At 41.7% G+C, this 25,567-nt stretch carries 24 protein-coding genes, 1 pseudogene and 1 riboswitch; of the genes and pseudogenes, 23 read left to right on the top strand and 2 right to left on the bottom strand.

The annotated features are described in order from the left end of the window. Positions 1-52: 52 nt before the first annotated feature. The 3 genes from NST01_RS18590 to NST01_RS18580 all read left to right on the top strand — a co-directional run bounded on the left by NST01_RS18590 (position 53) and on the right by NST01_RS18580 (position 3,307). The gene (locus tag NST01_RS18590) at positions 53-760 is read left to right on the top strand and encodes a class I SAM-dependent methyltransferase (protein ID WP_249476671.1); all 708 of its coding nucleotides are present in this window, start codon (positions 53-55) and stop codon (positions 758-760) included. Then, on the top strand, positions 757-1,854 hold the full coding sequence (locus tag NST01_RS18585) for a saccharopine dehydrogenase family protein (RefSeq protein ID WP_144625475.1): 1,098 nt from the start codon (positions 757-759) through the stop codon (positions 1,852-1,854). Before NST01_RS18590 ends, NST01_RS18585 begins: the two co-directional genes overlap by 4 nt. Positions 1,855-2,035: 181 nt before the next feature. Beyond that, positions 2,036-3,307: an MFS transporter gene (locus tag NST01_RS18580; protein ID WP_326114794.1), complete on the top strand. Its 1,272-nt coding sequence runs from the start codon at positions 2,036-2,038 to the stop codon at positions 3,305-3,307. 95 nt (positions 3,308-3,402) lie between these two features. Here NST01_RS18580 and NST01_RS18575 read toward each other — a convergent pair whose 3' ends face one another. Next, entirely contained in the window at positions 3,403-5,226 is a 1,824-nt protein-coding gene (locus NST01_RS18575; RefSeq protein WP_341042388.1) for an acyltransferase family protein, read from the bottom strand. Positions 5,227-5,465: 239 nt separating this feature from the next. Here NST01_RS18575 and NST01_RS18570 point away from each other — a divergent pair, with 239 nt between their 5' ends. From NST01_RS18570 to NST01_RS18520, 11 genes are all read left to right on the top strand, one after another. Continuing rightward, positions 5,466-6,341, top strand: coding sequence for an aldose 1-epimerase family protein (locus NST01_RS18570; RefSeq protein ID WP_048002488.1), 876 nt, complete (start codon positions 5,466-5,468; stop codon positions 6,339-6,341). Positions 6,342-6,401: 60 nt separating this feature from the next. Continuing rightward, complete coding sequence (locus NST01_RS18565; RefSeq protein WP_046526802.1) at positions 6,402-7,346, top strand: sugar-binding transcriptional regulator; 945 nt, start codon at positions 6,402-6,404, stop codon at positions 7,344-7,346. 84 nt (positions 7,347-7,430) lie between these two features. Next, a complete protein-coding gene (gene deoC / locus NST01_RS18560; protein WP_017358631.1) occupies positions 7,431-8,102 on the top strand; it encodes a deoxyribose-phosphate aldolase in 672 nt (223 codons plus the stop codon). 167 nt (positions 8,103-8,269) lie between these two features. Then, a complete protein-coding gene (locus NST01_RS18555; RefSeq protein ID WP_017358632.1) occupies positions 8,270-9,451 on the top strand; it encodes a NupC/NupG family nucleoside CNT transporter in 1,182 nt (393 codons plus the stop codon). Between the two features lie 24 nt (positions 9,452-9,475). Continuing rightward, positions 9,476-10,777, top strand: coding sequence for a pyrimidine-nucleoside phosphorylase (locus tag NST01_RS18550; protein WP_039164991.1), 1,302 nt, complete (start codon positions 9,476-9,478; stop codon positions 10,775-10,777). 547 nt (positions 10,778-11,324) lie between these two features. Continuing rightward, positions 11,325-11,768, top strand: a complete 444-nt coding sequence (locus tag NST01_RS18545; protein ID WP_008345718.1) for a MarR family transcriptional regulator — start codon at positions 11,325-11,327, stop codon at positions 11,766-11,768. Between the two features lie 14 nt (positions 11,769-11,782). Next, entirely contained in the window at positions 11,783-12,421 is a 639-nt protein-coding gene (locus NST01_RS18540; protein WP_008345716.1) for a nitroreductase family protein, read from the top strand. Positions 12,422-12,446: 25 nt separating this feature from the next. Next, complete coding sequence (locus NST01_RS18535; protein ID WP_008345714.1) at positions 12,447-12,740, top strand: putative quinol monooxygenase; 294 nt, start codon at positions 12,447-12,449, stop codon at positions 12,738-12,740. Between the two features lie 189 nt (positions 12,741-12,929). Then, positions 12,930-15,311, top strand: coding sequence for an immune inhibitor A domain-containing protein (locus NST01_RS18530; protein WP_008345712.1), 2,382 nt, complete (start codon positions 12,930-12,932; stop codon positions 15,309-15,311). A 207-nt stretch (positions 15,312-15,518) separates the two neighbouring features. Next, positions 15,519-15,782 (top strand): ORF6C domain-containing protein, encoded by a 264-nt coding sequence (locus NST01_RS18525; RefSeq protein ID WP_008345710.1) that lies wholly within the window; start codon positions 15,519-15,521, stop codon positions 15,780-15,782. Beyond that, on the top strand, positions 15,779-16,150 hold the full coding sequence (locus NST01_RS18520) for a DUF1304 domain-containing protein (protein ID WP_007498006.1): 372 nt from the start codon (positions 15,779-15,781) through the stop codon (positions 16,148-16,150). Before NST01_RS18525 ends, NST01_RS18520 begins: the two co-directional genes overlap by 4 nt. A 143-nt stretch (positions 16,151-16,293) precedes the next feature. Here the strand turns inward: NST01_RS18520 and NST01_RS18515 are convergent. Beyond that, positions 16,294-16,485: pseudogene (locus tag NST01_RS18515) on the bottom strand (hypothetical protein); the annotation flags it as partial. 227 nt (positions 16,486-16,712) lie between these two features. Here NST01_RS18515 and NST01_RS18510 point away from each other — a divergent pair. The 9 genes from NST01_RS18510 to licT all read left to right on the top strand — a co-directional run bounded on the left by NST01_RS18510 (position 16,713) and on the right by licT (position 25,495). Continuing rightward, positions 16,713-17,369, top strand: coding sequence for a type 1 glutamine amidotransferase domain-containing protein (locus tag NST01_RS18510; protein WP_017358640.1), 657 nt, complete (start codon positions 16,713-16,715; stop codon positions 17,367-17,369). A 141-nt stretch (positions 17,370-17,510) separates the two neighbouring features. Next, complete coding sequence (locus tag NST01_RS18505; RefSeq protein WP_008345703.1) at positions 17,511-18,638, top strand: hypothetical protein; 1,128 nt, start codon at positions 17,511-17,513, stop codon at positions 18,636-18,638. A 56-nt stretch (positions 18,639-18,694) separates the two neighbouring features. Continuing rightward, a riboswitch (TPP riboswitch) is annotated at positions 18,695-18,798 on the top strand. An 87-nt stretch (positions 18,799-18,885) separates the two neighbouring features. Then, positions 18,886-19,572 (top strand): thiaminase II, encoded by a 687-nt coding sequence (gene tenA, locus NST01_RS18500; RefSeq protein ID WP_282746136.1) that lies wholly within the window; start codon positions 18,886-18,888, stop codon positions 19,570-19,572. Then, complete coding sequence (locus NST01_RS18495) at positions 19,569-20,168, top strand: ECF transporter S component (RefSeq protein ID WP_019743666.1); 600 nt, start codon at positions 19,569-19,571, stop codon at positions 20,166-20,168. Before tenA ends, NST01_RS18495 begins: the two co-directional genes overlap by 4 nt. Beyond that, positions 20,143-21,735 carry an ABC transporter ATP-binding protein gene (locus tag NST01_RS18490; RefSeq protein WP_341042379.1) on the top strand — a complete coding sequence of 531 codons (1,593 nt, stop codon included), beginning with the start codon at positions 20,143-20,145 and terminating at the stop codon, positions 21,733-21,735. Before NST01_RS18495 ends, NST01_RS18490 begins: the two co-directional genes overlap by 26 nt. Next, positions 21,725-22,459 (top strand): energy-coupling factor transporter transmembrane component T family protein, encoded by a 735-nt coding sequence (locus NST01_RS18485; protein WP_024719222.1) that lies wholly within the window; start codon positions 21,725-21,727, stop codon positions 22,457-22,459. The genes NST01_RS18490 and NST01_RS18485 overlap by 11 nt, the downstream gene beginning before the upstream one ends. A gap of 149 nt (positions 22,460-22,608) precedes the next feature. Further along, positions 22,609-23,448 (top strand): methyl-accepting chemotaxis protein, encoded by an 840-nt coding sequence (locus tag NST01_RS18480; protein WP_024719223.1) that lies wholly within the window; start codon positions 22,609-22,611, stop codon positions 23,446-23,448. Between the two features lie 173 nt (positions 23,449-23,621). Continuing rightward, positions 23,622-24,437: a YwqG family protein gene (locus NST01_RS18475; protein ID WP_341042378.1), complete on the top strand. Its 816-nt coding sequence runs from the start codon at positions 23,622-23,624 to the stop codon at positions 24,435-24,437. 224 nt (positions 24,438-24,661) lie between these two features. Beyond that, positions 24,662-25,495 carry a BglG family transcription antiterminator LicT gene (licT, locus tag NST01_RS18470; RefSeq protein ID WP_060832766.1) on the top strand — a complete coding sequence of 278 codons (834 nt, stop codon included), beginning with the start codon at positions 24,662-24,664 and terminating at the stop codon, positions 25,493-25,495. Positions 25,496-25,567: the final 72 nt, after the last annotated feature.

Here is a 25,567-nt window from a genome sequence, read left to right as displayed (position 1 = left end):
TACCGTTAGTGTAAAGGAAACGAAGCAAAGCGGAAACTGGAGGAGAAGACATATGAGTGTAAATCAACATTGGCATGATCCTGTTGCTGAATCCTATGCAGCGACAATTGCACATAAAGTACCGGGCTATCATCTTTTGCATGAGCTGACAGTGGATAGAGTAGAAATCGAATTAATGGGAGCGGCTTCTCGCATGTTAACAGTCGGAGCAGGTGGGGGCGAAGAGATCATCAACATGCTTCAAAGAAATAAAGACTGGCATATCATAGGGGTTGATCCATCTCCAACCATGCTTGATATGGCCAAGCGCAGAGTGGCACAGCTTCATATGCAAGATCGCGTCACATGGTATGAGATGGCCTTAGACAAAGTGCCGGTTGAAAAGTTGTACGATGCAGCAGTAAGTTTGCTTGTCATTCATTTTGTAAAAGATCAACTGACCTTTTTACAGGAGATCGCCCGCCGGCTTCAACCAGGGGCGCCTCTCGTGTTGGCGTTTATTCAAGGAGACCCAGAAACGCCTGCATTTCAGCAGGAGCTTCAAATGCTTTCTCTCTTCATGAATCGTCAAGGCTTGGGAAAGGAAGTGTTTACATCCTTCCGAGAAAGGCTGGGTGTCACAACATATCCCGTGTCTGAAGAAAAAATGACAGCACAATTAACCGAAGCAGGATTTCAAGACATCAGACCTTATTTTCAAGCGGGCATGATCAAAGGGATTGTTTGTAAAAGAGGCAATAGAAAGGCGGTTGGAAAATGAGGTCAAAAGTGATGGTGATAGGCGGTTATGGACATGTGGGGCAGCAAATATGTCTTCAATTAAGTGACGTGTATCCAGGCCAAGTCTTTGCGGCTGGCCGAAGTTATGAGAAGGCTGAACAATTTGCACGCCAAACAAATGGGCGTGTACGTCCATTTCAGATAGACGTCAGACAACCAATGGATACGGACTGGATGGATGAAACGAAACTCGTGATCATGTGTCTGGATCAAGATGACACGTCATTTGCTGAAACATGCTTACGATCAGGTATTGATTATCTCGATATTTCGGCAAAAGGAGCCTATATTGAGAAGCTAGCAAAGGTCCATCAACAGCAATTGAACGCAACGGCTGTGCTGAGCGTAGGTCTTGCACCTGGTCTCACCAATTTGCTTGCAGCGAAGGCGGCATCTATTCTGACTTCTGTGGAGCAAATTGATATTAGTATCATGCTTGGGCTAGGTGACCAGCATGGAAAAGCGGCTATTGAATGGACGCTTGATCATGTGCATACGGATTATGAGCTGACGAAGAATCATCAGCGAAAGAAAGTCAAAAGTTTTACTGGAGGGAAACGCATTGATTTTGGCAAAACGCTTGGAAAGCGGCAAGCCTATCAGTTTCCTTTCTCTGACCAGCAAACATTGCCTTCGACGCTCCATGTGCCTTCTGTGACAACAAGGCTCTGTTTTGATTCTCGCGCGGCGACACGTGCATTTGCTCTCACAAGGAAACTCGGAATGACGTCCCTTCTCACGATGCCGAAAATCAAGGAACGAGCCATTTCACTAATTCAATCTGCTCAAATGGGTACAGATCAATATGCAGTGAAAGTGGAAGCGGTAGGATTGAAGGGTAACGAAATTCATCAAGCAGCGCTTGGAATAAAAGGTCGCGATGAGTCTCAAGCAACGGCTCAAGTCGCCAGTGCTGCGGCACTGCATGTATTGAGCAGGCAGTTTCAGGCAGGTGTCTTTCATATCGAAGAATTATTTTCATTAGCGTATGAGAATGGTGATTTTGCGTTGGTGGATCAAAAAACGAAGGAAAAGCACGCATTAGCATTGAGTGCCAGTCTTTTAACGGCATAAAAGAAAACGACAAAAGATACGCATCAGCTCAAAAGTACAGGTCAGTCATGTGGCGCTTTATTCATGATCCGAAAACAACCGCTTGCTCTCCATGTAAATGGCCGAGAGGCAATCAAGGATGGTAGTCGGAACTGATATAATGGTTACATTGGGCAAATAAACCTCAAGTGGGTGTTTACAAGTGTTAGATACAGAACAAGATGTGGTGAAGAATTATATAGATTCACCCCAAAAATTGAAAAATTTATATAGACGAGTATTGTTCGTTGTCAGTCTATCGCAAATATTTGGAGGGGCTGGAATAGCTGCAGGAATTACGGTAGGTGCCATTTTAGCGCAACAAATGCTTGGAACTGAAGCCTATGCAGGAGTCCCAATCGCTTTATTTACTTTGGGGTCAGCTGGGTCAGCTTTCATTGTAGGAAAGCTTTCGCAATGTTATGGACGACGCATCGGTTTATCGACAGGTTTTGTTGCTGGAGGGCTCGGAGCAATTGGCGTTGTGCTGGCAGCTATGATGAATAGTGTCACTTTATTATTTGCATCGCTCTTCATTTACGGAGCAGGAACATCCACGAACTTACAAGCGCGTTATGCTGGGACGGACTTAGCGAATTCTAAACAGCGTGCAACTGCCATTAGTACAACAATGGTCATGACAACATTTGGAGCAGTAGCAGGTCCGAATTTAGTTGAAGTGATGGGTAAATTTGCAGTGTCCATTGGTGTTCCAGCACTTGCCGGTCCTTTTATTTTATCAGCAGCAGCATTTATTGTAGCTGGTCTTGTTCTTTTTATTCTGCTGCGTCCTGATCCATTAGACATTGCCCGAAGAATAGCAACTTACAAAGCAGAACATGGGCATGGAAATAAAGCAGATTCTGCTGATAAAAAAACAGATAAAAAAGGGCTTACAGTAGGTGCCACAGTGATGATCTTAACTCAAATTGTCATGGTGGCACTCATGACCATGACACCGGTGCATATGCAGCATCATGGTCATGGATTAGCCGAAGTGGGCATTGTGATTGGTTTTCATATAGGGGCCATGTATCTTCCTTCACCTATCACGGGTGTACTTGTAGATAAACTAGGACGAACAGCTATGAGCATAGCGTCGGGCATCACATTGTTACTTGCTGGTTTATTAGCAGCATTCGCACCAAGTGATTCAATGATTCTATTAATCATTGCTTTGTCTTTACTTGGATTGGGATGGAACTTTGGTTTAATTAGTGGTACTGCTCAAATAGTGGATGCTACAGAACCATCAACCCGGGCAAAAACCCAAGGAACACTCGATGTTTTTGTTGCGTTAGCAGGTGCTTCTGGCGGTGCCCTTTCAGGAATGGTCGTTGCGAATACGAGTTATGCTACATTATCTTTAAGCGGAGGAATTTTATCGTTAATTCTCATCCCTGTCATCATTTGGTCTTTTAAAAGTAAAACATAATGCAGCTCTGTGCTCATCCATCACAAAAAAGACATGCCTCCAATCATAGGAAAGCATGTCTTTTTTGAATCTCTCTTCACAGGATGCTAGTCTTCTTATGATGCTGAGGACACATCTCCTTTTTTCTTGATACTGGCTTTAATGAGCTCAGTCAATGTGTCAGAGCCTTTTGTGGAAAGGTGAACACCATCTGGCTGAAAATAGGATGGCTGTCCGGTAGCGGCTGAATGCCAATCGACTAAGCTCACATTGTGATGTTGATTGGCCACACGCTCAATGACTGCATTCACATCATTTTCCCAAGATCTTGGAACACGAGTGTTCACAAGAAAAATATGTGCCTTCGAGAAATGTTGAATGAATGAGGTCAAAGTCCCCTCTGTAAAATAACCATTTGTGCCAAGCTCAATAATAACAGCGGCATTAGATTGATTAAATGAAGCATACTGAGGAGCGATGTTGACGGCTTCGTTCATTTGTCTGCCAACCTTTGCATCGATGGTGATTTGTGCATATGCTTTTTCAAGATTCGGCGCTATGTCTAGCATGACGGAATCACCAATAGCAAGAATTTGGCGAAACTGCTTCTGATCCGCTGCTTTTTTCTCATGTTTGTCTTTCTTTTTCTTCACTTTTGATTCTGTCTGACCGCCTGCCTTTTGGGGCGCTGTCTTAATTTGTGTTACTTCCTTGGCATGTGGGGATGTATGAGACGAGCTAGACATGCCAATGGTAAATAAAATCAAAAGGACTGCGGCAATCCCAAGAAACACTTTGTTGGACATAGACCATTGCTTGATTCCTGTTTTCCAAATCGACCAAGAGGCAAAATAGTGTCTAAACCCGAGTTTACGAATCGGCTGTTCGATCAAACGATAGGAAGCCTCTGATATGAGTAGAATTGCGATGAGCTGCAATGTGACACGTCCTATGGAAGGCTGTCCAATCTCAATGACCGGTGTGGTCAGCACGATAATTGGATAATGCCATAAGTAGATGCCATAAGACCGCTTTCCGAGCCAAACGAGTGGTTGAAAAGACAGCCATTTCCCAATAAGACTGGCAGGATGGCAGACACACGCAATTAAGATCGCTGCATTCAAACAGAATAAAAGCATACCGCCTTGGTAGAGAAAGCCGTCAAATTCGTCGACTGCATAAACACATAAGAGGAAAATGACCATCGAACCGAATCCGGCTATTTGTAACATACGTCTGCCGACAGGAAGTAACTTTCTGCTGGAAAGTCTGTGCATGGGCCAGACAAATGCAAGACTGCACCCGATGAGGAGTGCAAACGCACGTGTGTCTGTTCCATAATAGATCCTGCTTGGGTCAGTATCCGGTGAATAGAGTATGGCCATCCATAACGCAGATACAAGTGCCAGACCAAAGGTGATCATAGGAAGATGGGATCTATTTTTCACCCATTTCAGTCCAGCAATCAACAGTACAGGCCAAATGAGATAAAATTGCTCTTCAATCGCCAAAGACCATAAATTTTTTAGTGGAGATACAGCATTGAAGCTGTCGAAGTAAGAGAGCTGATGAAAAATATACCACCAGTTACTCACATAAAAAAAGGACGATAAGGCATCGCCACGAATGGACATTAATGCATTTGAACCAGCAATGGTGCACCAGCTGACGATTAAAAAAATCATGACGTAGGCAGCTGGAAGCAGCCTTCTGATGCGGCCCATCCAAAAAGGCAGAAGCTCTTGATAGCCCAAATCCTGCTTATGCAGCAAGATGGTTGTAATCAAGTAACCAGAAATCACAAAAAACAAATCAACGCCAAGAAACCCGCCGCTTGCGGGTTCAATATGTAAGTGATAAGCAATGACCGCCAATACGGCAACAGCTCTCAGCCCATCTAATCCTAATATGTAACGTAAACGGTTTTCCTTGCTGTTCATGAAAAAGAATCCCCCATCAATGTCAAACGCGTCTTTTTTGTTGTCACTCCAAAAGAACAACGATTCTTTTATTTTATATAAGATTAGACGAATCAGCATTACATTTTGTTGGCGAATTTCTGTCTTTTTTAAAATTTTTTTATATGAAGAATTATTCTAAGGCTTGAGGGATTCTTATTTTTATACTCAAACCGAAAATCCCTGTCATAATAAAAGAAGAAGGAAAGGGGATGTGTTGAATGAGAACGATTGAAAATGATCTGTTATTGGTTCAAATCAATGAGAGAGGTGCCGAGGTGAGAGAGGTGCTTCATAAAGAAAGTGGACGTCAATATATGTGGTCTGGTGACCCTGCTTATTGGGGCAGGGTGTCGCCCGTCTTATTTCCGATTGTCGGACGGTTGAAGGATGATCAATACAAGATAGACGATCAAACGTATCAACTCTCGCAGCATGGATTTTTGCGTGATGTTGATTTTGAACTATTTGAAGAAGCAAAAGATCAGGTGGTTTTTCAATATCAATCAAATGGCCGTCACACGTCACAATATCCGTATGAATTTACAGCGCGCATCAGTTATGCACTGTCGGAAAATGGACTAACGATTTCCTGGGAAATTGTTCATGAAGGAGATGGCACGATGTATTTCTCGATTGGCGGGCATCCGGCATTTCATGTCCCGCTTGTTGAAGGCGAGCAGACAGCTGATTATTCACTCACATTGGCACCTTCCACCGAACATGATCCAGTCCAATATGAACTTCATGATTCACTTGTGAGAGAGAAGGAGAAAGGTGTTGAGTTTGAGCCGATTCAACTTCGCCCAGAACTTTTTCAGAACGATGCAATGATCTTTAGTCATATTGATCAAGTATCATTGATTTCTCAAGCAGGTCACGGCGTTGAGGTCGATCTCAGTGGTTTTCCGTTCGTTGGTATTTGGTCTCCATATGATCAAGAAAAGGGAACAATGGCTCCTTTTGTTTGTATTGAGCCTTGGTATGGGATCGCTGATATGGAAGGGACAAATGGGCAGTATAAGGAGAAATTCGGCATTCAAACCTTAGAGAAGCAAGAGACCTTTCACGCAGCTTACACCATTTTCTTTAAATGAACATTTGTGCATGGTGAAGTGAACAATTTGTTATGATAGAGGAAAAAAGGAGGCGTACGAATGGATCGGGACAAACAGCAATTAAGTATTGAAGCAGCAAGGCTCTATTACTTATCTGATTACAGTCAGCAGGAAATCGCCAAGCAGCTTGACCTGTCGAGGCCAACGGTGTCTCGTCTGCTTCAGTATGCGAAGGAAAAAGGGTACGTCCAAATTACAGTGATGGACCCATTTGAGGATTTAAATGAGCTGTCCTTATTGCTGAAAGAAAAATATGATCTGCTCGAGGCTCATGTGGTATTTTCACCAAAGGACGATTATCCAACGATTACGGATTACTTGAGCCGGTTTGGTGCAGATTATCTTCAGAATACGGTGAAAGACGGCGATATCGTTGGAGTGAGCTGGGGCACCACGATGTATCAAATTGCTCAAAAGATGCAACCTAAACAGGTAAAAGGGGTAGAAGTTGTTCAGTTGAAAGGTGGAATCAGCCATTCACATGTGAATACATATTCTGCGGAAACGATTCAGCTGTTTGCATCAGCTTTTCAAACGGCACCACGCTATTTGCCACTGCCTGTTGTGTTCGATAGTGCCGCCGTTAAAGAGATGGTCGAACAGGACAGACATATTCATCGCATTATTGAAATGGGCAAACAGGCAAATATCGCTGTGTTTACTGTTGGGACGGTAAGAGATGAGGCGCTTTTGTTTAGGCTTGGTTATTTCCGTGAAGAAGAAAAGGCGTTGCTCAAGACATCCAGTGTCGGAGATATCTGTTCACGTTTTTATGATCAAGAAGGACGCATTTGCAGTGAAGCGATTAACAATCGCACAATCGGTGTGGAGCTGGATGATTTGAGAACAAAAGAGCGCTCCATTCTTGTTGCTGGTGGACATCGAAAGGTTGCCTCTATCCATGGGGCGCTGAGAGGAAAATATGCGAACGTATTGATGATCGATCAGCACACAGCAAGAGCTCTTTTAAATGTCACAAAATAGATGAACAAAATTTCATAACTATATTTACAATTGTTCAATAGTCATTTAAGATGAAAGTATCATATTTAAAAGGAAGTGTGAATCATGACAATAGCAAAGCTCATTGATCATACAGCACTAAAACCAGATACATCTAAAGCTGCGATCATGCAGTTACTAGAAGAAGCAAAGACATATCAATTTGCTTCCGTTTGTGTGAACCCAACTTGGGTATCTCTTGCGGCGAAAGAACTAGAAGGAACAGGCGTTGATGTATGTACAGTCATCGGTTTCCCGTTAGGTGCAAACACAACAGCAGTGAAAGCATTTGAAACAAAGGATGCCATTGAAAACGGTGCAACTGAAGTGGACATGGTCATCAATATTGCGGCATTGAAAGATGGCGAATATGATGCAGTTGAACAAGATATTCGTGCCGTTGTAGACGCAGCAAAAGGCAAAGCCTTAGTGAAAGTCATCATTGAAACTTGTCTACTCACGGATGAAGAGAAAGTACAAGCTTGTGAACTTTCTGTAAAAGCTGGCGCTGATTTCGTCAAAACATCGACTGGATTTAGTACAGGCGGTGCAACAGCTGAGGACATCGCATTAATGCGTAAAACAGTTGGACCTGACATCGGTGTCAAAGCATCAGGCGGCGTAAGAACAAAAGAAGACGTAGAAGCGATGACAGCTGCAGGCGCAACCCGTATTGGTGCCAGTGCAGGCGTTTCCATTATTAAAGGGGATCAATCAGCTCCTTCTAAAGACTATTAATTCATACGATCCTATGGTAGGATAACAATCATGACTCATTAGATGATGAAAAAGTCATATGCGGAAGGATCTCATTTCTGGGATTTTCTTCCGCAATTTGTTTGCGAAATAGGGTTTGTTCCATACAAGCACATTAATGTAAACGAATTCATTCAAGGAGGAAAAACATGAAATACGTCATTGGTATTATCGGTTTGCTGGTGATTCTCGCCATTGCATGGCTGGCAAGTAACGGGAAAAAGCGAGTGAAATTCCGTCCAGTCATTGTCATGATTGTACTGCAATTTATTTTAGGTTATATTCTGCTCAATACAGGTGTTGGGAACTTCCTAGTCGGGGGATTTGCAAAAGGATTCCAAATGCTTCTAGGCTATGCTGGTGAAGGGATCAACTTCGTATTTGGTGGTTTAATGAATGATAATGCGTCAACTTTCTTTATCAATGTCTTGCTCCCGATCGTCTTCATTTCTGCCTTGATTGGTATCCTGCAGCATTGGCGTATCCTTCCGCTGATCGTACGCGGAATTGGGTATTTGCTTAGTAAAGTCAATGGAATGGGGAAACTAGAATCTTACAACGCCGTAGCGTCAGCGATTTTAGGTCAATCCGAAGTGTTCATTTCCATTAAGAAGCAGCTTGGATTATTACCTCAACAGCGTCTTTATACATTGTGTGCATCTGCGATGTCGACTGTATCAATGTCCATTGTCGGTGCGTATATGCAAATGATTAAACCGGAGTACGTTGTTACAGCACTTGTGCTGAACCTATTTGGTGGATTTATTATTGCGTCTATCATCAATCCTTATGAAGTGTCTAAAGACGAAGACATGCTTGAAGTCGTAGAAGAAGAAAGACAATCTTTCTTCGAAATGCTCGGCGAATACATTATGGATGGTTTCAAAGTAGCCATTGTTGTGGCTGCGATGTTGATTGGATTTGTTGCATTAATTGCGATGATTAATGGTATTTTCACAGCTGCCATCGGTGTTTCTTTCCAAGATGTACTTGGATATGTGTTTGCACCATTTGCTTTCCTTGTTGGTGTACCTTGGAGTGAAGCGGTACAAGCAGGAAGTATTATGGCGACTAAAATGGTATCTAACGAATTTGTAGCGATGCTTGCTCTATCTGGCGACGGTCTTCATTTCACTGCTCGTACAGAAGCGATCATTTCTGTATTCCTTGTGTCATTTGCGAACTTCTCGTCTATCGGTATCATTGCTGGAGCAGTTAAAGGCTTAAATGAAAAACAAGGAAACGTTGTCGCACGCTTTGGATTAAAGCTGTTATTCGGTGCAACACTCGTCAGCTTCTTAACAGCAGGCGTTGTCGGTTTGATTTACTAAACTAAAAAAGGAATGGTGAAAACAATGAGAATGGTAGATATCATTGCGAAAAAACGTGACGGAAAAGAATTATCTTCAGAGGAAATTTCTTTCTTTGTCAAAGGTTATACGGACGGAACAATTCCTGACTACCAAGCAAGCGCCTTGGCGATGGCGATTTTCTTCCAAGATATGACGGACCAAGAACGTGCAGATTTAACACTCGCTATGGCAAACTCAGGGGACACAATTGACCTGTCTGCTATCGACGGCATTAAAGTAGACAAGCATTCAACAGGCGGTGTAGGCGATACAACAACGCTTGTACTCGCTCCTCTTGTTGCAGCACTTGATGTACCTGTTGCAAAAATGTCTGGGCGTGGTCTTGGACATACGGGTGGAACTGTCGACAAGCTAGAGGCAGTCAAAGGCTTCCACGTTGAAATTACAAAAGACGAGTTCATCGAGCTGGTGAACCGTCATAAAGTAGCGGTCATTGGACAATCAGGCAACCTGACACCTGCTGATAAAAAACTGTATGCCCTTCGTGATGTAACAGGAACTGTTAACTCCATCCCGCTCATTGCAAGCTCGATTATGAGTAAGAAAATCGCTGCTGGCGCAGATGCAATCGTATTAGACGTGAAAACAGGCGCAGGTGCTTTCATGAAAACACCTGAAGACTCTGAGAAGCTTGCAAAAGCAATGGTTCGTATCGGAAATAATGTTGGCAGACAAACGATGGCTGTCATCTCAGACATGTCTCAGCCGCTAGGATTAGCGATTGGAAATTCCCTTGAAGTGAAAGAGGCGATTGACACGCTTAAAGGCGAAGGCCCTGAAGACTTAAACGAGCTTGTGCTCACATTAGGAAGTCAAATGGTCGTTCTTGCGAAAAAAGCAGAGACACTTGATGAAGCAAGAGAAAAGCTAATTGAAGTCATGAAAAACGGCAAAGCACTTGAGAAATTCAAGGAATTTTTAGAAAACCAAGGTGGAGACGGCTCGATTGTAGATCAACCGGAAAAACTGCCACAAGCACCTTATCAAATCGAAGTGCCGGCAAAAGAATCAGGTGTGATCGCTGAAATCGTCGCAGACGAAATCGGTGTTGCAGCGATGATTCTTGGAGCAGGACGCGCAACAAAAGAAGACGATATCGACCTATCTGTTGGCATCATGCTTAACAAAAAAGTAGGCGATCGTGTAGAAAAAGGCGAATCTCTCGTGACGCTGCATGCAAATCGTGAAGATGTTGCGAATGTCATGGAGAAAATTTATGACAACATCCGCATCGCTGACCATGCCGATGCTCCGACTTTGATTCATACAGTGATTACAGAATAAAGTGAAAAAGACAAAAGTGAAGAATCGCTTTTGTCTTTTTTTATGTAAATTTTAGGTAGTGCTTCTTCTAGATATGATAAGTTAGATGAGTGGGAGGGGATAAACCATGAGAATGCTCAAACTCATTCTCTTTATTTTTGTTGTCTTGATGATCATTGGATTTATCAGCTACTATGTGGGACCAACAACAACACCAAGTTCTTAAGGCGAGCAAAAGCTCGTCCCAGCGTGAAGACAAACCCTCGCATTCGGTGTCAGTCCTGCGCGCTGGTGCTCACGAATGTCAAATTCGTTCCGCTCCATTGCTCGTCCTTCCTAGACTGCAAAGGTTTTCTTTCACGCTGAAAAGAAGACAAAGGGCTAAAATAAGCTACATTTTAGCCCTTTGTCTACGGTCTGAGACGAGCAAAAGCTCGTCTTTTTTGATTGAAATAAAAAATTTCACTTTATGAAACAAACCTCTTGCAATCATGAAACAATGGGTGTATATTAGTTGACGAGTCAATGATTGATATATCAACTAATTGATCTGAATAGAAAAGAGGGGATGGCATTGACTGCATTTTGCTCTGAAGAAGCAGAGGTATTATATCGTTTGCAGTGTGTGAACCGTATGATGGGCGTGAAGTTCGAAGCATGCACGGGCATCAGCCAATCAAGACTAGAGTTGCTATCACTGTTATTTCAAGCAGACGAAATCAGCCAGTCAGATTTGCAGAAAAAAGTAAATATTGATAGTGCGGCTGTGACGCGTCACTTAAAACAGTTAGAAACAAAAGGAATGGTCACGCGCAGAAGAAAGCCAGAAGATAATCGAGTCACGCTTGTTCGTCTGACAGAAGAAGGCAGAACAAGAATCGAAGCTTCTAAAAAAGAAAAAGAACGATTTATCTCAGAAATGCTTGAAAACGTAAGTGACGAAGAACGAAAGCTTCTCACTGATGTGCTCATCCGAATACAACAAAACATCGAAAAGATTCAAACAACCTAAAGGAGTGTTTCAACATGGCTACAACATTAAAAACAAACGATTTTATGGAAATTATGAAAGGACGCCGCTCCATTCGTAACTATGATCCAGCAGTGAAAATTAGCAAAGAAGAAATGACGGAGATTTTAGAAGAGGCAACAACAGCACCATCATCAGTGAATGCTCAGCCTTGGCGCTTCATGGTCATTGACAGCCCAGAAGGAAAAGAAAAGCTTGCACCACTCGCAAAATTCAACCAAACACAAGTAGCTACATCATCAGCTGTCATCGCTGTGTTTGCAGATATGAAAAACAATGAATACTTAGAAGAAATTTATTCAAAAGCAGTAGAAAATGGCTACATGCCGCAGGAAGTAAAAGAAAGACAAATTGCTGCATTAACTGCACATTTTGAAGCTCTTCCAGAGCAAGTGAATCGTGAAACGATCTTAATTGACGGTGGACTTGTGTCAATGCAACTGATGCTTGCTGCTCGTGCGCATGGCTATGATACAAACCCAATTGGCGGATATGACAAAGAAGTCATCGCTGAAACATTCGGCTGGGATAAAGAGCGCTATGTACCAGTTATGCTTCTATCCATTGGGAAAGCGGCTGACGAAGGTTATGCTTCTTACCGTTTACCGATCGATCGCATCACAGAGTGGAAATAATTTTTAAAAAAAGGGAGACGATCATATGATTATTATTCATGCAGGGATGACCATTCATCCAGAGAAAGAAAACGTATTTCTAGAAGAAATCAACGGTTTAATGAAAGCTTCACAGGAAGAAGCAGGCAATGTGTCCTACAAGCTTTTCAAGGATACAGAGAAAGAAAACACCTTTTTAATGGTAGAAGTGTGGAAAGATGAAGCAGCGGTTCAAAGCCATAATGCAAGTGCACATTTCCAAGCTTTCGTCGCAAAGGCAAAAGAATTTTTAGCCGCTCCACTTGATGTTGTTGCATATCAAGGAGAGCAGCTTTCATAGAAAAACAACAAACACCCTAGGCATTTATAGCCTAGGGTTCTTTTATTTTCGACAATTCGTTCCACCTATTTCAATCTCGTATTGTGCATTTTCCACAAAGTTTCTGAAAATAAAATGTTTTTCGACTTAAGTATATTGGAATATGCTAGAATTAGATATTATTTATTACCAAATTAGGGAGGAACCAATATGAAAAAAGGGAAATGGACGAGCATCGCACTAACAGCTGTCCTCAGTTTAGGCACATTGACAGCTTTCAGCACCCCTCTATCTGCCCACACCTCAGAAAAGTCAACATCCTCAGATGGTGGTCATTATTCAGGTATTCCATTCGACGCAAGTGTTGTCAATGAAGACCGCCTCATCAAAGCCTTGAAAAAACAAGGAAAGATCAAAAAGAATGCCAATGAGGCAGAAACCCAAAAAGCATTAAAGAACTACTTAAAGAAAAAAGAAGAAGCAGCGATGAAACAAAGCGCAAGTACCTTAACAGAAGAACCTGAATTCCTAAAAGAATACAAACAAAATGTACATAATAAACTAGCCAAAAAGAAAAAGTTAAAGAAGCATAAAGGAAAAGAAGGCAATCAAGTAAAGCCGGTGAAAAAGGAAAAATATAAAGGCGACGTCCGTAATGATAAAGTTTTGGTATTATTAGTAGATTTTAAAGATTATAAGCATAATAGTATTAAAAAAGAAGAGACTGATATGTACTATGACAAGTACGATCAGCAGCATTACCAAGATATGCTTTTCGGAAAAAATGGCTACATCGGTCCAGATGGTAAAAGAAAAGTATCTATGAAGCAGTATTATGAAAAGCAGTCCGGTGGAAGCTACACGATTAGTGGAACAGTAGCTGGATGGTATACAGCCAAGCATGAAGCAGCATATTATGGCGGGAACGTACCAGACGAATCAGGCAGTGACGGCAGACCGCGCGAATTGGTGAAAGAAGCCCTCGAAGCAGCGGCAAAGGATCCAAACATTGACCTTGGTGAATATGATCAATGGGACCGCTATGATATGGATGGGGACGGTGTTTATAATGAGCCGGACGGTATCATTGACCACCTCATGGTTGTACACGCTGGCGTAGGTGAAGAAGCTGGCGGCGGACAGCTTGGCTCTGACGCGATTTGGTCGCATCGCTGGTCACTTGGTGATGTATTTGAGATTCCAAACACTGAATCAGAAGTGGGTCAAGGCGGAAAGTTAGGCGCTCTAGATTATACGATTGAGCCTGAAGATGGCGCAGCAGGCGTGTTCACACATGAATTTGGACATGATCTTGGTCTGCCTGATGAATACGATACACAATACACAGGCAGAGGAGAGCCCGTTTCTTATTGGTCTATCATGTCAAGCGGAAGCTGGGCAGGTAAAGTACCTGGTACGGAACCAACAGGTTTTAGTCCATATGCAAAAGAAATGCTTCAAAACTTGCATGGCGGCAACTGGCTTTCTGGAAAAACCATTGATGGTAAGACATTAACAAAAAGCAAAACAGTTTTAATCGATGAAGCAGCAACAAAAGGAACCAACCATGATGCGGTTCGAGTCGATTTGCCAGATAAAGAGATTGTGGTCACTCAGCCTGCACAAGGGCAATATTCATACTTCAGCGGAACAGGTGACAATTTGAATGCTACCATGACGACATCAGGGATTGATTTGTCGAAGGGAAGCAAAGCCGAGCTTACGTTTAAAGCATGGTACGATATCGAAGAAGATTATGACTATGCGTATGTAGAAGTTCGTGAAACTGGGACAGACAAATGGACAACCATTGCTGGTAATATTACGAATGATCGAAATGAGGCAGGAGCGAATGAAGGCAATGGCATCGATGGGAAATCAGATGGATGGGTAGATGCATCTTTTGACCTTTCTGCTTATGCAGGGAAGAAGATCGATCTGCAATTCCGCTATACAACCGATGCAGGATATTCACTGCCAGGTTTATTTGTAGATGATCTAAAGGTTACAGCAGATGGAGCAAAAGTGTGGTCAGATGATGCCGAGGGAACGTCCACGTTCACTTTTAACGGATTCTCTCAATCTAATGGAAAACAATATGCCGCTCAGTATTATTTACTAGAATGGCGCTCTTATGCTGATGTCGATAAAGGCTTAAAGCATATCAAACGAGGAGCAAGTCTGATGAGCTATAATAACGGTTTGGTCGTGTGGTACGTCGATCAATCGTACAGTGATAACTGGGTTGGAAAACATCCAGGGAACGGCTTCCTTGGAGTCGTAGATGCAGATCAACAAGTGTTGAAATGGAGTGACGGCTCTATTGCAGCGACAGGTTTCCAAGTACATGATGCAGCATTCTCTTTGAATCCAAGCACCAAGCTGAATATTGATTATACAGCGACAACAGGCTTAACCTTAGAGGATCGCTATATCCGCCCAACGCGTACATTTAGTGATAAAAAGAACTATGTGAATCCAAATAACCCGGATGCAGGACGTGATGTGCCAACATACGGCCTATCTTTTAAAGTCGTCGGACAAAGTAAGGACCGTTCTGTTGGAAAGGTATTAATTTCTAAAAGCAACTAAACAAAAAGCCGGATTCAATCCATGAATCCGGCTTTTTGATACGTTAAGACATGGATTTTTAGCGTATGACTCGTCTTTGATCGAATGTTTGTTCTTTTTTATTTTGATATCCGAATGAAACCATTATATAATAGAGATTGGAAGGTTTTTCTTTCATTCAATGTTCTTTTTAGTTGTTAAAAAACCAAGAAAGGATGAGCGTTACCAATGAGTTGTGTCACTGCCAAGCAATTAAAGGTGATTCGAGGGACGATGCAGACTTTTTGCAGCCATTTAGAGTATGATGGCCACGGTAAGCTTCATATTAATACCATCATGGCTTTTATTAAAAAGGAATTTGGTGTAAGAAAAATGAAAGACATTCCACAAAGTCGTTTTCATGAGGCGTTAGAGCTAATCCAAGACTTTGATTTATACACGGACAAAATACAAATACGAGACCGTCTATCAGAAAGGAATTCACTAAATTGAATATTTTAGCAATGATTTTAGTAGGAATTGTCGCTTTAGAGCACATTGTCATCATGTTACTAGAAATGTTTTTTATGGAATCAAAAATGGCGAAAAGATCTTTCAATCTGCCTGAACACTTACAAAAGGATCCAAATGTGAAAGTGATGTTTGCTAATCAAGGGCTATACAATGGCTTTCTAGCTGCTGGACTCATTTGGGGGCTCATTCTTGGTTCGAATACCGTAGGATATATGATTCAGCTATTTTTCGTTCTTTGTGTGTTCATCGCAGCAGTATTTGGCGGTGTGACGTCTAATAAATCGATTATCATCAAACAAGGGTTACCAGCTTTTCTTGCATTAATTGCACTTATCCTGGCTATATAATCCTATCAACGTGATAGAAAACCTTTGCAGTTTAGGAAGGACGAGCATCGGAGCGAATCTGACATGGGTGAGCACCGAAGCGCAGGACTGACACTGAATGCGAGGGTTTGTCTACACGGTAAAGCCGCCCAAGAGGGCGGCTTTTATCTTTTACGCATTCCCATCAAACGAATAATGGACGTAAGACAAAGGGCAACAGCGACAGCCAATATGATTTTTCCATACATGACGCCCGTAAGATTCATTAAAAAGACAGCCAATATGATACAGAGCGTGATGATAATCATCACAATCGAATAGGTTTTCATCTCTTTTTCCACTCCTTTTAAATTCCCTCTAGCGCAAGAGGTCTGTCAATTGTTTCTCATATTATATCATTTCATCACAATTTTACATGAAATTCCCTGTCAATAGAATGTGACAGAATGATTAGATTTGAAGTGAGGCTATATTTTTAAAAAAATCGGGTATAACATAAAGAGTTGTATCCAAGTCTGATTGCTTGATATTTAATTGTGCAAAATATAAAATAGCCACATGATAAATAGAAAGGATGATAAAGTTGAGCAAAAACGTCTTATTAGTATCAACAAGCAGCTCAGAAATGAACGGACACCCAACAGGCTTATGGCTAGAAGAATTGGCCGAGCCATTTCATATCTTTAAAGAAAATGGACTCAACGTGCAAATCGTTTCAATAAAAGGTGGAACAGTACCGATCGATAAAAATTCAATTCCTGAAGGAGTTCCAGCACAATATCAAGATGTGTATGAATTACTTCAAGACACAAAGGCACTGACAGATGTAAACCCAGCTGAGTATGATGGCATTTTCTTTGCTGGAGGACATGGCCCAATGATCGACTTTGCGTCCAATCAATTGGTTGCCGATGCGATCTTAGCGATTTCAGACAAAAATGGAGCCGTTGGGGCAGTTTGCCATGGCGTTTCTGCCTTTGTTGATGTGAAGGATCGTGATGGAAAATCATTTATCGACGGCAAGAAAATAACAGGATTCACAAATGAGGAAGAGGATGCTGTTCAGCTGACATCTAAAGTTCCATTTTTATTGGAAACAAAACTTCGCGAGCAAGGGGCAGCATTTGAAAAAGGCGATGCATTTGCGCCATTCGCTGTTGTAGACGGACAAATTATTACTGGACAAAATCCAGGATCAAGTGCAGAAACAGCACGCTTATTTGTCAAAACCATTGCATAAATCATCAAATAAACCAGTCGTGACTCATACGGCTGGTTTTTTGTTATGAAAATTTCCTAAAAAAGTCCAAAACAAGCATTAGAAAAATGGTAAAATAATCACAGGGTAAAAAAACCAAATTAGGGAAAAGGGGATGTTCCTGTGAGAGCATTTTATGTCAAAATCACCGCCGCCTTACTGTCTATTTTATTGGTCACAACAGGTTTATTTTCACCAGCAATCAAAGCAGAAGATGCACCAAAATCAAGTGAAAAAGTATCGCCACTGACTGAAAAAGCCATTCAGCAAGTGCAAGAGTCGTTTGAAAAGCAGGATAAAGGGACTGCGGTTCAACAGAAGGAAGTAAAAAAATCATTTAAAGTAGATAAGAAAAAGGGAATAAGTATTAAACGAAAAGCGGCTGCAGATGGAAAGATGCGCACGTCTGCCGTTCGCTCTATTGATGGACTAGCCATTAATCAATCTGCAGTTTTAAACGAGGAAGATCCAGTTGATTTATGGTTCTTAAGTACATCGTCCCCTCAGGCGCTCATCAGCCGGATTACCTCTCCAAATGCTGATTATTTCGTTCAGTTATTTGTTATTGATTATGAAGAAGGACAAGCTTATCCAACGGATCTGATTCAACCAGCAGGCAGTCTGCTTGCGTTAAGCAATTTACCAGCGGGTGATTATGCGTTTGGTATTACTAGCGGTGGAGACTTTGGAGACTCATATACATTACAGGTGAATGCAAAAAACCCACCAAATTTCACAGGTGCTGAATCCCTGTCATCAACGTTGCAATACTTTGTTGCTTCGTATGCCAATGGGGATGTTTTCGCAAATGGTACAAAAGTGTATAACAAACAATCTAAGACCGCTGATTATAAATGGGAGCGTGTATTTTATTTCTCATATGATGGAAAATATCAACAGAGAACGCATTCTGTTGACAGTGTAAAAGTGAAAAGTATTTCGGCACCAGTATCGTACTCTGCTCCATACGCGAGTTCCTCTGAGGCCATTCTTGTCTACTTAGATGTGGAGACATTATTTATGTATCATGAATCATCGTTTGCTAGTGGGCAGTACTACCATAGCAGCTTTGTTGATACTCTCGGAAAGACAACGCCAAGGCGTTTAGACATTGATGACCTGACAAATTACGGCGATCATATTTTGGCTGTTGATTTAAAGACAGGAAAGCCAATTGATTTCTTCAGTGTCCTTAATTTCTACTATGCAGCAGGGATCGAGAAGCTGCCAACGATCAATACATTGAATTAAGATCGGCGGTTGACATCAAATCGCCACATGTGTAGAGTAAAGATAATTAAATGACAAAAGTCCACTAGGGGAGTCATGTATGACTGAGACAAGAGAAAATCTTGGACCCTTTGAACCTGATCTAGTTTGTACTAGCGGAGGGAAGTGGAGCTGGACCTTGTCTTATTCATGATTGAATCGATAAGAAGGCCGCTCCATTTGGGGTGGCTTTTTCATTTATTCAACTGAAAAAGAGGAGGCTTTTTTTATGACATTTTCAACGCAATTAAGGCAAGAAGCAGAACCATTATTTGAAGCGATTTATCAGCATCCATTTGTGAGAGGACTCGCAGCAGGAGAACTCGAAAAGGAACAGATCATTCATTATGTCAAACAGGATGCAGAATATTTAAATGCCTTTATTAAAATTTATGCGGCAGCCATTAGCAGATGTACAGACAGAGAGGACATTACCTTTTTCCATCAACAAATGGCTTTTGTCCTTGATAGTGAGACACATCCTCATCAAAACCTTTGCCGGGTGGCAGGTGTCGCTTATGATGAACTGCAAGGTGCATCTTTGGCGCCAAGTGCTCATCACTATATTCATCACATGCTGCAAGTCGCCGAGGAAGGGACGCTAGGAGAAATCATTGCGGTTTTGCTCCCTTGCCCTTGGACCTATTGGGAAATAGGCAAACGAATGCTTAAAGATGTTGAGCCCGACCCTGCCCATCCATTCTATGAGTGGATCACATTTTATGGCGGGTTAACGGACTCTGTTACAGTGGAGCTTTGCAAACGGCTTGATCAGTGGGCGGAAGGAGCAAGTGAGAAGGAAAAGGAGAAAATGAAACAGCACTTCATCTTAAGCTGTCAGCTTGAGTATAAATTCTGGGAAATGGCCTTTACTGTCGAAGAGTGGCCAGTCCAAATGGAGGTGCATTCTTCATGACATGGAAGATGAAAGAAGTCGTTCTCGCTGTCATTTTATCAGTGGCATGCGGAGTTATCTATTTAGGGTGGTCGACGCTTTATTTACCGATTACAGCCCTTGTCGGTCCAGCAGGAGGCAACATCATGTTCGGAATTTGGGTCATTGCCAGTCCAATCGTTGCTTACATTATCCAAAAGCCAGGAGCTGCCCTCATCGCAGAAACAGCTGCCGCCGCCGTGGAATTACTGACAGGCAGCCACTTCGGTCTTTCTGCGCTTTTGATTGGTGTATGCCAAGGACTTGGAGCAGAAATCGCCTTCGCTCTTTTTGGCTATAAGCGATATCGCATGTGGACACTCATGTTGTCTGGTGCCTTTGCAGCAGTAGGGGCAATGGCATATAGCCTCATTGCCAATGGATTCGGCTATTACACGCCTCAAGTGTTACTCATGACACTTGTCACTCAAGTCATTAGCGGTATGTTACTCGGTGGTTGCTTAGCAAAAGTGGTGGTGGATGCCTTATCTAAAACGGGTGTGCTGAATCAATATGCCATCATGAAAGAAAAACGAAGTAAGGGTGACCAGCATGGATTCATTTCTCGCGTGCAGTAATCTCACTGTCCGTTTTTATGAACAGCCGAATCCCGTTCTTCATCAAGTATCCCTGTCTATACAAAAAGGGGAAAAGGTGCTGATATTAGGACCAAGTGGAAGCGGGAAATCTACGCTGATTTCTGTGCTTGCTGGCATTATTCCAGAGCATATGGAAGCTGATGTACAGGGAGAAGTGATGCTGCAAAGACATACAGGTGTCATGTTTCAAGACCCAGATTCGCAGTTTTGTATGCACCGAGTCAATGAAGAAATTGCGTTTAGCTTAGAGAATCGATCTGTCCCTCGAGAACAAATGGATGACATGATTCAGCATCTCATGAAAAAGGTACAGCTGGATATTGACCCAAATACAGATATTCATACCTTATCTGGCGGCATGAAGCAGCGGTTGGCGCTTGCTTGTTTACTAGCATTAGAGCCAGATGTCCTGTTCTTTGATGAACCGACAGCACAGCTTGACCCAGCAGGAAGAATGGAGATATTTCAATTGCTTCAGCAGCTTTCGGCTGAACAGAACCAGACGATGATTTTTGTGGAGCATGTGTTAGACGGTGTCATCGAGTGGATGGATCGGGTGATCTTATTAGATCATCAAGGCTGTATCATAGCAGATGGAACGCCAAAAGACGTGATGAACACATTTGAGGGAGAAATGAAAGAAGCCGGCATTTGGCGTCCGAAAATATTTCCCGAGAAATGGTCCACTATCGTACAAGATCCGTTTCATCCACTGAGTCAAACACTCTTGCAAACCTTTGAGGCGAGAAAAGAACGTCATGAGACATCAACAAATCGAGAGACAATCATTCGCACAGATCATCTACAATTAAGCTACGGGAAAAAAAGCATTATAGATGACCTGCACCTTGATATAAAAGCAGGAGATTGGGTTGCGATCATCGGTGAAAATGGAAGCGGAAAAAGTACGTTTCTTAAACATGTCATCCGTTTAGAACCAATAAAGAAAGGTCACATTTTTTTAAAAGGAAAACACCTGAAAAAGTGGTCTGACCGAACATTATATGAAAAAGCAGGCTTTGTATTTCAAAATCCAGAACTTCAATTTATACAGGACACAGTGTTTGATGAAATCGCATTTGGTGGGAGACAGCGAAATTGGCCAGAGTCTGTGGTGCAAGAAAAAACGAATCAGCTATTGGCAGAGTTCGGTCTAGAGAAGCATAGAGACGCGCATCCTTTCACCTTAAGCTTAGGACAAAAAAGAAGATTAAGTATCGCCACGATGCTTCTTTTTGATCAGGATGTACTCATTTTAGATGAGCCGACCTTCGGGCAGGATGAGAAAACGGCGAGGGAGTTAATCCGGCGTTTAAAAGAACGTCAACGACAAGGCACCACTATTATCATGGTCACACATGATATGGAACTCGTTGATGAGTGCGCTGATCAAGTGCTTGTTTTTCATCAAGGGGAGCATGTTTATGATGGTACGCCTTTTGATTTATTTTCTCATCAGGAACTTTTCACTTCCTGTGAGCTGAGAGTGCCGTTACATTATCGCTATATGGCTGAAAGAAAGGAAGTGATGACGATTGCAAAGTAATCACTCCTTTCTATCCACTGTAAATCCAGTCATGAAATTACTCGCCCATCTCCTTGCGATGTGCTGTCTGATGGCGATTTCTGATCCTAAAACGACGTTCATCATCTGGCTGTTTGCACTTGGAATTGGACTTGTCCTAGGCGGCTGGAATTTGAAATACCTCATCACCAGACTTGTACCTTATCTGCTCTTTTTCATTCTCGTGTTTTGGATGATAGCGGCCTTTGGCAAGGGAGATCATACAGTTTGGAAATGGGCATGGTTTCATATCACAGAGGAGAGTTTAAGAAATGGGCTGACCATTTCTTTTAGAATGCTTGGGTTTGTGACATTTGGTCTCCTTTTTACATCAACAACTGATTTGACGGCCTTTATGATGAGCTTAATCCATCAATGCCGAATGTCACCCAAATGGGCATATGGGATGCTGGCAGGCTTCCGGTTTATCCCGTTGTTTCAAAGTGAATTGAAGCAAATGAAGGCTGCACATAAAATTAGAGGTTACAAGCAAAAAAACAGTTGGAAAGCGTTTATACGTTATGCACTCCCTCTTTTCACGCAAGGCGTACGGAAATCTGAACGACTAGCCATTGCGATGGAAGCAAGAGGCTTCACAGGGACGAGGGAGAGAACGTATTATCATGTCATCAGCACTTCATGGATCGACTGCATGTATCTTTTTTTCATCGTCATTAGTGTGTTGATATGCATCTTCTTCTTTTAAAAACAGCCACATTCTCTTGATAGAATGTGGCTGTTTTATATGTCTTAGGTCATTTGGTTGATATTAGTACACATTGCAGGCTGTAATAGATCATATAAAGAACCGATAAAGAGAGTGTACTGAGAAAAAGAGAGGATGAACGTGAGCGAATGTCACAGAGAATTGATAACATAATAGACGCTTTACCAATCGTTGGACTAGCTATGAGAGAGCAGCTAACCTTTTCTGTATTAGGGAAAGAGAAGGTTCTTTATTATCAGCAGCACGGGAACATTGACTTAGGGTTTAAAGCAGGGGACGTTGTAGCTCCCGGGTTCCAAAACTTTTCGATGTTGAAAAATGGGAGAGAGCCATCATTTATCCAGATTCCTAAAGAGGTGTACGGTATTCCTATGGACATCGTCGCCGTCCCGATTAAAGATGACAATGGTCAAGTGATCGCTGCCTTCTGTGTAGCATATGACCAAACGAATCAACAACGATTAGAACACATTATGACGGAAAGTAACGATGCTTCCGAAAAACTGGTCGCGATGGTACAGCAAGTGGCTGCACATTCAGAGGAACTACAAGCGACAAGTGAACAAATTCTACAAAATACAAAAACCACTGTCGAAAATTCCTCTAAAATCAACCAAGTGTCTAATCTCATCAAAGGTATCTCTGATCAAACGAACTTACTTGGACTCAATGCATCCATTGAGGCTGCAAGAGTCGGTGAAGCAGGTGCAGGCTTTGGGGTGGTTGCTACGGAAGTGAGAAAGCTGTCTACTCACGCGAAGCAAGCAACGACTGATATTGAAACAGCGCTAAAAGATGTGCAAGGCTCAATCAAAGGAATGGAAGAAGAAATAGCACAAATCGTGGCTTCTTCTGAACATCAAGCAGAACTCGTTGGCACTTTCACAAAAATTATTGAGGGGCTGCACGAAACGAACGAAACGATGAAATCATTGGCAACAGACTTAGTGAATTATCAAGTGAAATAAATAAACGAATCACAAAACCTCCAGCCGTATCGGAGGTTTTTTAACGTGTTGAAGTGAGTTTTTTGTCATGATATTGACGGGTTTTTCACTGACAGGGAAGTTACACTTCTGTATGATAGAAAAAGAGAGACCTGTTTTGATCATTAGACCTATTCATAAGGAGGAAGACCATCTTGACACAATCAGCAAAGCTGCAAGAAGTACTTGCGCCTTACCGTCCATTGCTAGATCAAACTGAAAAACCACTGATTCAATTACAGATAAAACAAGGAAAAACGGGACCATATGACAGCAAAATAGCAGGTGATCCTTATTTCCCAAAAAACGACGAATATCCCGTTGATGGAGAAGGCCATCCTATGAAGTTGCTGGCACAAATCAATTTCGGCCAGCTGCCAAAGCTGAAAGATTACCCAGAAACAGGACTTTTGCAAGTTTTTATTTCTGTACATGATGATCTTTATGGGATGAATATTGACCATAAAACAGAGCAAAAAGATTTTCGGATCAAATTTATTGAGGAACCTTTCTTAGCTGAAGAAGACTTATTGACTGATTTTTCATTCGTGAAAATTCCTGACGATTTTTATTTTCCAGTTACGAAGGAAGGCGCGATTACAGGTGAATTATCAAGCGAAACGATCAGTGTAGAAGATTTCCGCTTTGAAAAAGTCACAGGAAAGCGAAGCTGGGATCTATTCGAAGATGCTGTTGGTATTGATGGTGATGAAGCAGATCAATTGCTAGATGAATTTTATGAGACAGCAAGTGGTTTTGGCCATAAAGTTGGCGGATATCCAGGTTTTACACAAGAAGACCCGCGTACCTATGTAGACCAAGAACATACTGTGCTATTATTGCAAATTGACTCAGATGATGAAGTGGACATGTTGTGGGGAGATTGCGGCATTGCCAACTTTTTTATCAAACCAGAAGACCTCAAACGAAAACATTTCGAAAATGTCGTCTATAACTGGGATTGCTCCTAATTTTGTAAAAAACACTCTTTTTGAAGAGTGTTTTTTGTCTATTTTTAGCCTTTTTGCCCCTAAATCGTCATTTCTGAGAGGTAATATGTCATTCTTTCTAGTTGACCGTATCAAAAAAAAATGTAAAATCATCTTAAAGTCCTCTTTTTTGAAAATAATAATAAAATGACATATCAATCAACAATGAAATGCTCGAAAAAGCGGAATGTACTGGGGGGGATCAATTGATCATTTCGAAAGTAATCAACAATAATGTGGTCAGTGCGTTTGATGACGAGCAGCATGAGCTGGTCATTATGGGCAGAGGGATTGCGTTTCAAAAGAAAAGCGGAGACCCGATTGACGAAGAACGTATTGAAAAAGTATTTTCCATTCAAAATAAAGATATATCAGAAAAATTCAAAACCCTGCTTTATGATATTCCGATCGAGTATATGCAAGTGTGTGAGGCAATTATCGATTACGCGAGAACGACCCTTAACAAAAATTTAAATGACAGCATCTATGTCACGTTAACGGATCATATTACCTTTGCTATTGAACGTCATCAAAAAGGAATGGACATTAAAAATGCCTTGCTTTGGGAAATCAAACGGCTGTACAAAGAGGAATTCATGTGTGGTGTAGAAGCGATTCGGATCATACAGGACAAGCTCAACATCCATCTTCCCGAGGATGAAGCAGGCTTTATTGCGATGCATATTGTTAATGCAGAACTGAATGAGGAAATGCCGAATGTCATTCAAATTACAAAACTGATTCAAGATATTTTGAACATCGTAAAGTATCATTTCCAAATTGATTTGGACGAAGAATCATTAAATTATTTCCGTTTTGTCACGCATTTGAAGTTTTTTGGACAGCGTCTGTTTAACGAAACACAAATGGAAAATCAAAATGAGTTTCTGTATGAAGTGGTAAAGGAAAAAAATACAGCCGCTTTTCAATGTGCGGAGAAAATTAATGACTATGTTCAAAAAGAATACAACCGAAGTCTCATAGAAGATGAGATGTTATACTTAACTTTGCACATCGATCGAGTCATAAAAAGAAAATAAATCAAAAAGAAAGCGTTGACATATCAAAATTAACATGCTAATTTATAACTATAAACTCAATAACCCACAATC

Origin of the sequence: Bacillus sp. FSL R7-0166 (assembly GCF_038008935.1) — a bacterium.
GTDB classification, from domain to species: Bacteria; Bacillota; Bacilli; order Bacillales; family Bacillaceae; genus Bacillus; species Bacillus altitudinis.
Note: the sequence above shows the minus strand (reverse complement) of the source record. Positions and strands in the feature narration are given on the sequence as shown.

What these genes read in the sequence shown, in the direction of transcription:
- NST01_RS18590 (WP_249476671.1), top strand. Translation starts at nt 53, where the DNA reads ATGAGTGTAAATCAACATTGGCATGATCCTGTTGCTGAATCCTATGCA.
- NST01_RS18585 (WP_144625475.1), top strand. Translation starts at nt 757, where the DNA reads ATGAGGTCAAAAGTGATGGTGATAGGCGGTTATGGACATGTGGGGCAG.
- NST01_RS18575 (WP_341042388.1), bottom strand. Translation starts at nt 5,226, where the DNA reads ATGAACAGCAAGGAAAACCGTTTACGTTACATATTAGGATTAGATGGG.
- NST01_RS18570 (WP_048002488.1), top strand. Translation starts at nt 5,466, where the DNA reads ATGAGAACGATTGAAAATGATCTGTTATTGGTTCAAATCAATGAGAGA.
- NST01_RS18565 (WP_046526802.1), top strand. Translation starts at nt 6,402, where the DNA reads ATGGATCGGGACAAACAGCAATTAAGTATTGAAGCAGCAAGGCTCTAT.
- deoC (WP_017358631.1), top strand. Translation starts at nt 7,431, where the DNA reads ATGACAATAGCAAAGCTCATTGATCATACAGCACTAAAACCAGATACA.
- NST01_RS18555 (WP_017358632.1), top strand. Translation starts at nt 8,270, where the DNA reads ATGAAATACGTCATTGGTATTATCGGTTTGCTGGTGATTCTCGCCATT.
- NST01_RS18550 (WP_039164991.1), top strand. Translation starts at nt 9,476, where the DNA reads ATGAGAATGGTAGATATCATTGCGAAAAAACGTGACGGAAAAGAATTA.
- NST01_RS18545 (WP_008345718.1), top strand. Translation starts at nt 11,325, where the DNA reads ATGGCATTGACTGCATTTTGCTCTGAAGAAGCAGAGGTATTATATCGT.
- NST01_RS18540 (WP_008345716.1), top strand. Translation starts at nt 11,783, where the DNA reads ATGGCTACAACATTAAAAACAAACGATTTTATGGAAATTATGAAAGGA.
- NST01_RS18535 (WP_008345714.1), top strand. Translation starts at nt 12,447, where the DNA reads ATGATTATTATTCATGCAGGGATGACCATTCATCCAGAGAAAGAAAAC.
- NST01_RS18530 (WP_008345712.1), top strand. Translation starts at nt 12,930, where the DNA reads ATGAAAAAAGGGAAATGGACGAGCATCGCACTAACAGCTGTCCTCAGT.
- NST01_RS18525 (WP_008345710.1), top strand. Translation starts at nt 15,519, where the DNA reads ATGAGTTGTGTCACTGCCAAGCAATTAAAGGTGATTCGAGGGACGATG.
- tenA (WP_282746136.1), top strand. Translation starts at nt 18,886, where the DNA reads ATGACATTTTCAACGCAATTAAGGCAAGAAGCAGAACCATTATTTGAA.
- NST01_RS18495 (WP_019743666.1), top strand. Translation starts at nt 19,569, where the DNA reads ATGACATGGAAGATGAAAGAAGTCGTTCTCGCTGTCATTTTATCAGTG.
- NST01_RS18490 (WP_341042379.1), top strand. Translation starts at nt 20,143, where the DNA reads ATGGATTCATTTCTCGCGTGCAGTAATCTCACTGTCCGTTTTTATGAA.
- NST01_RS18480 (WP_024719223.1), top strand. Translation starts at nt 22,609, where the DNA reads ATGTCACAGAGAATTGATAACATAATAGACGCTTTACCAATCGTTGGA.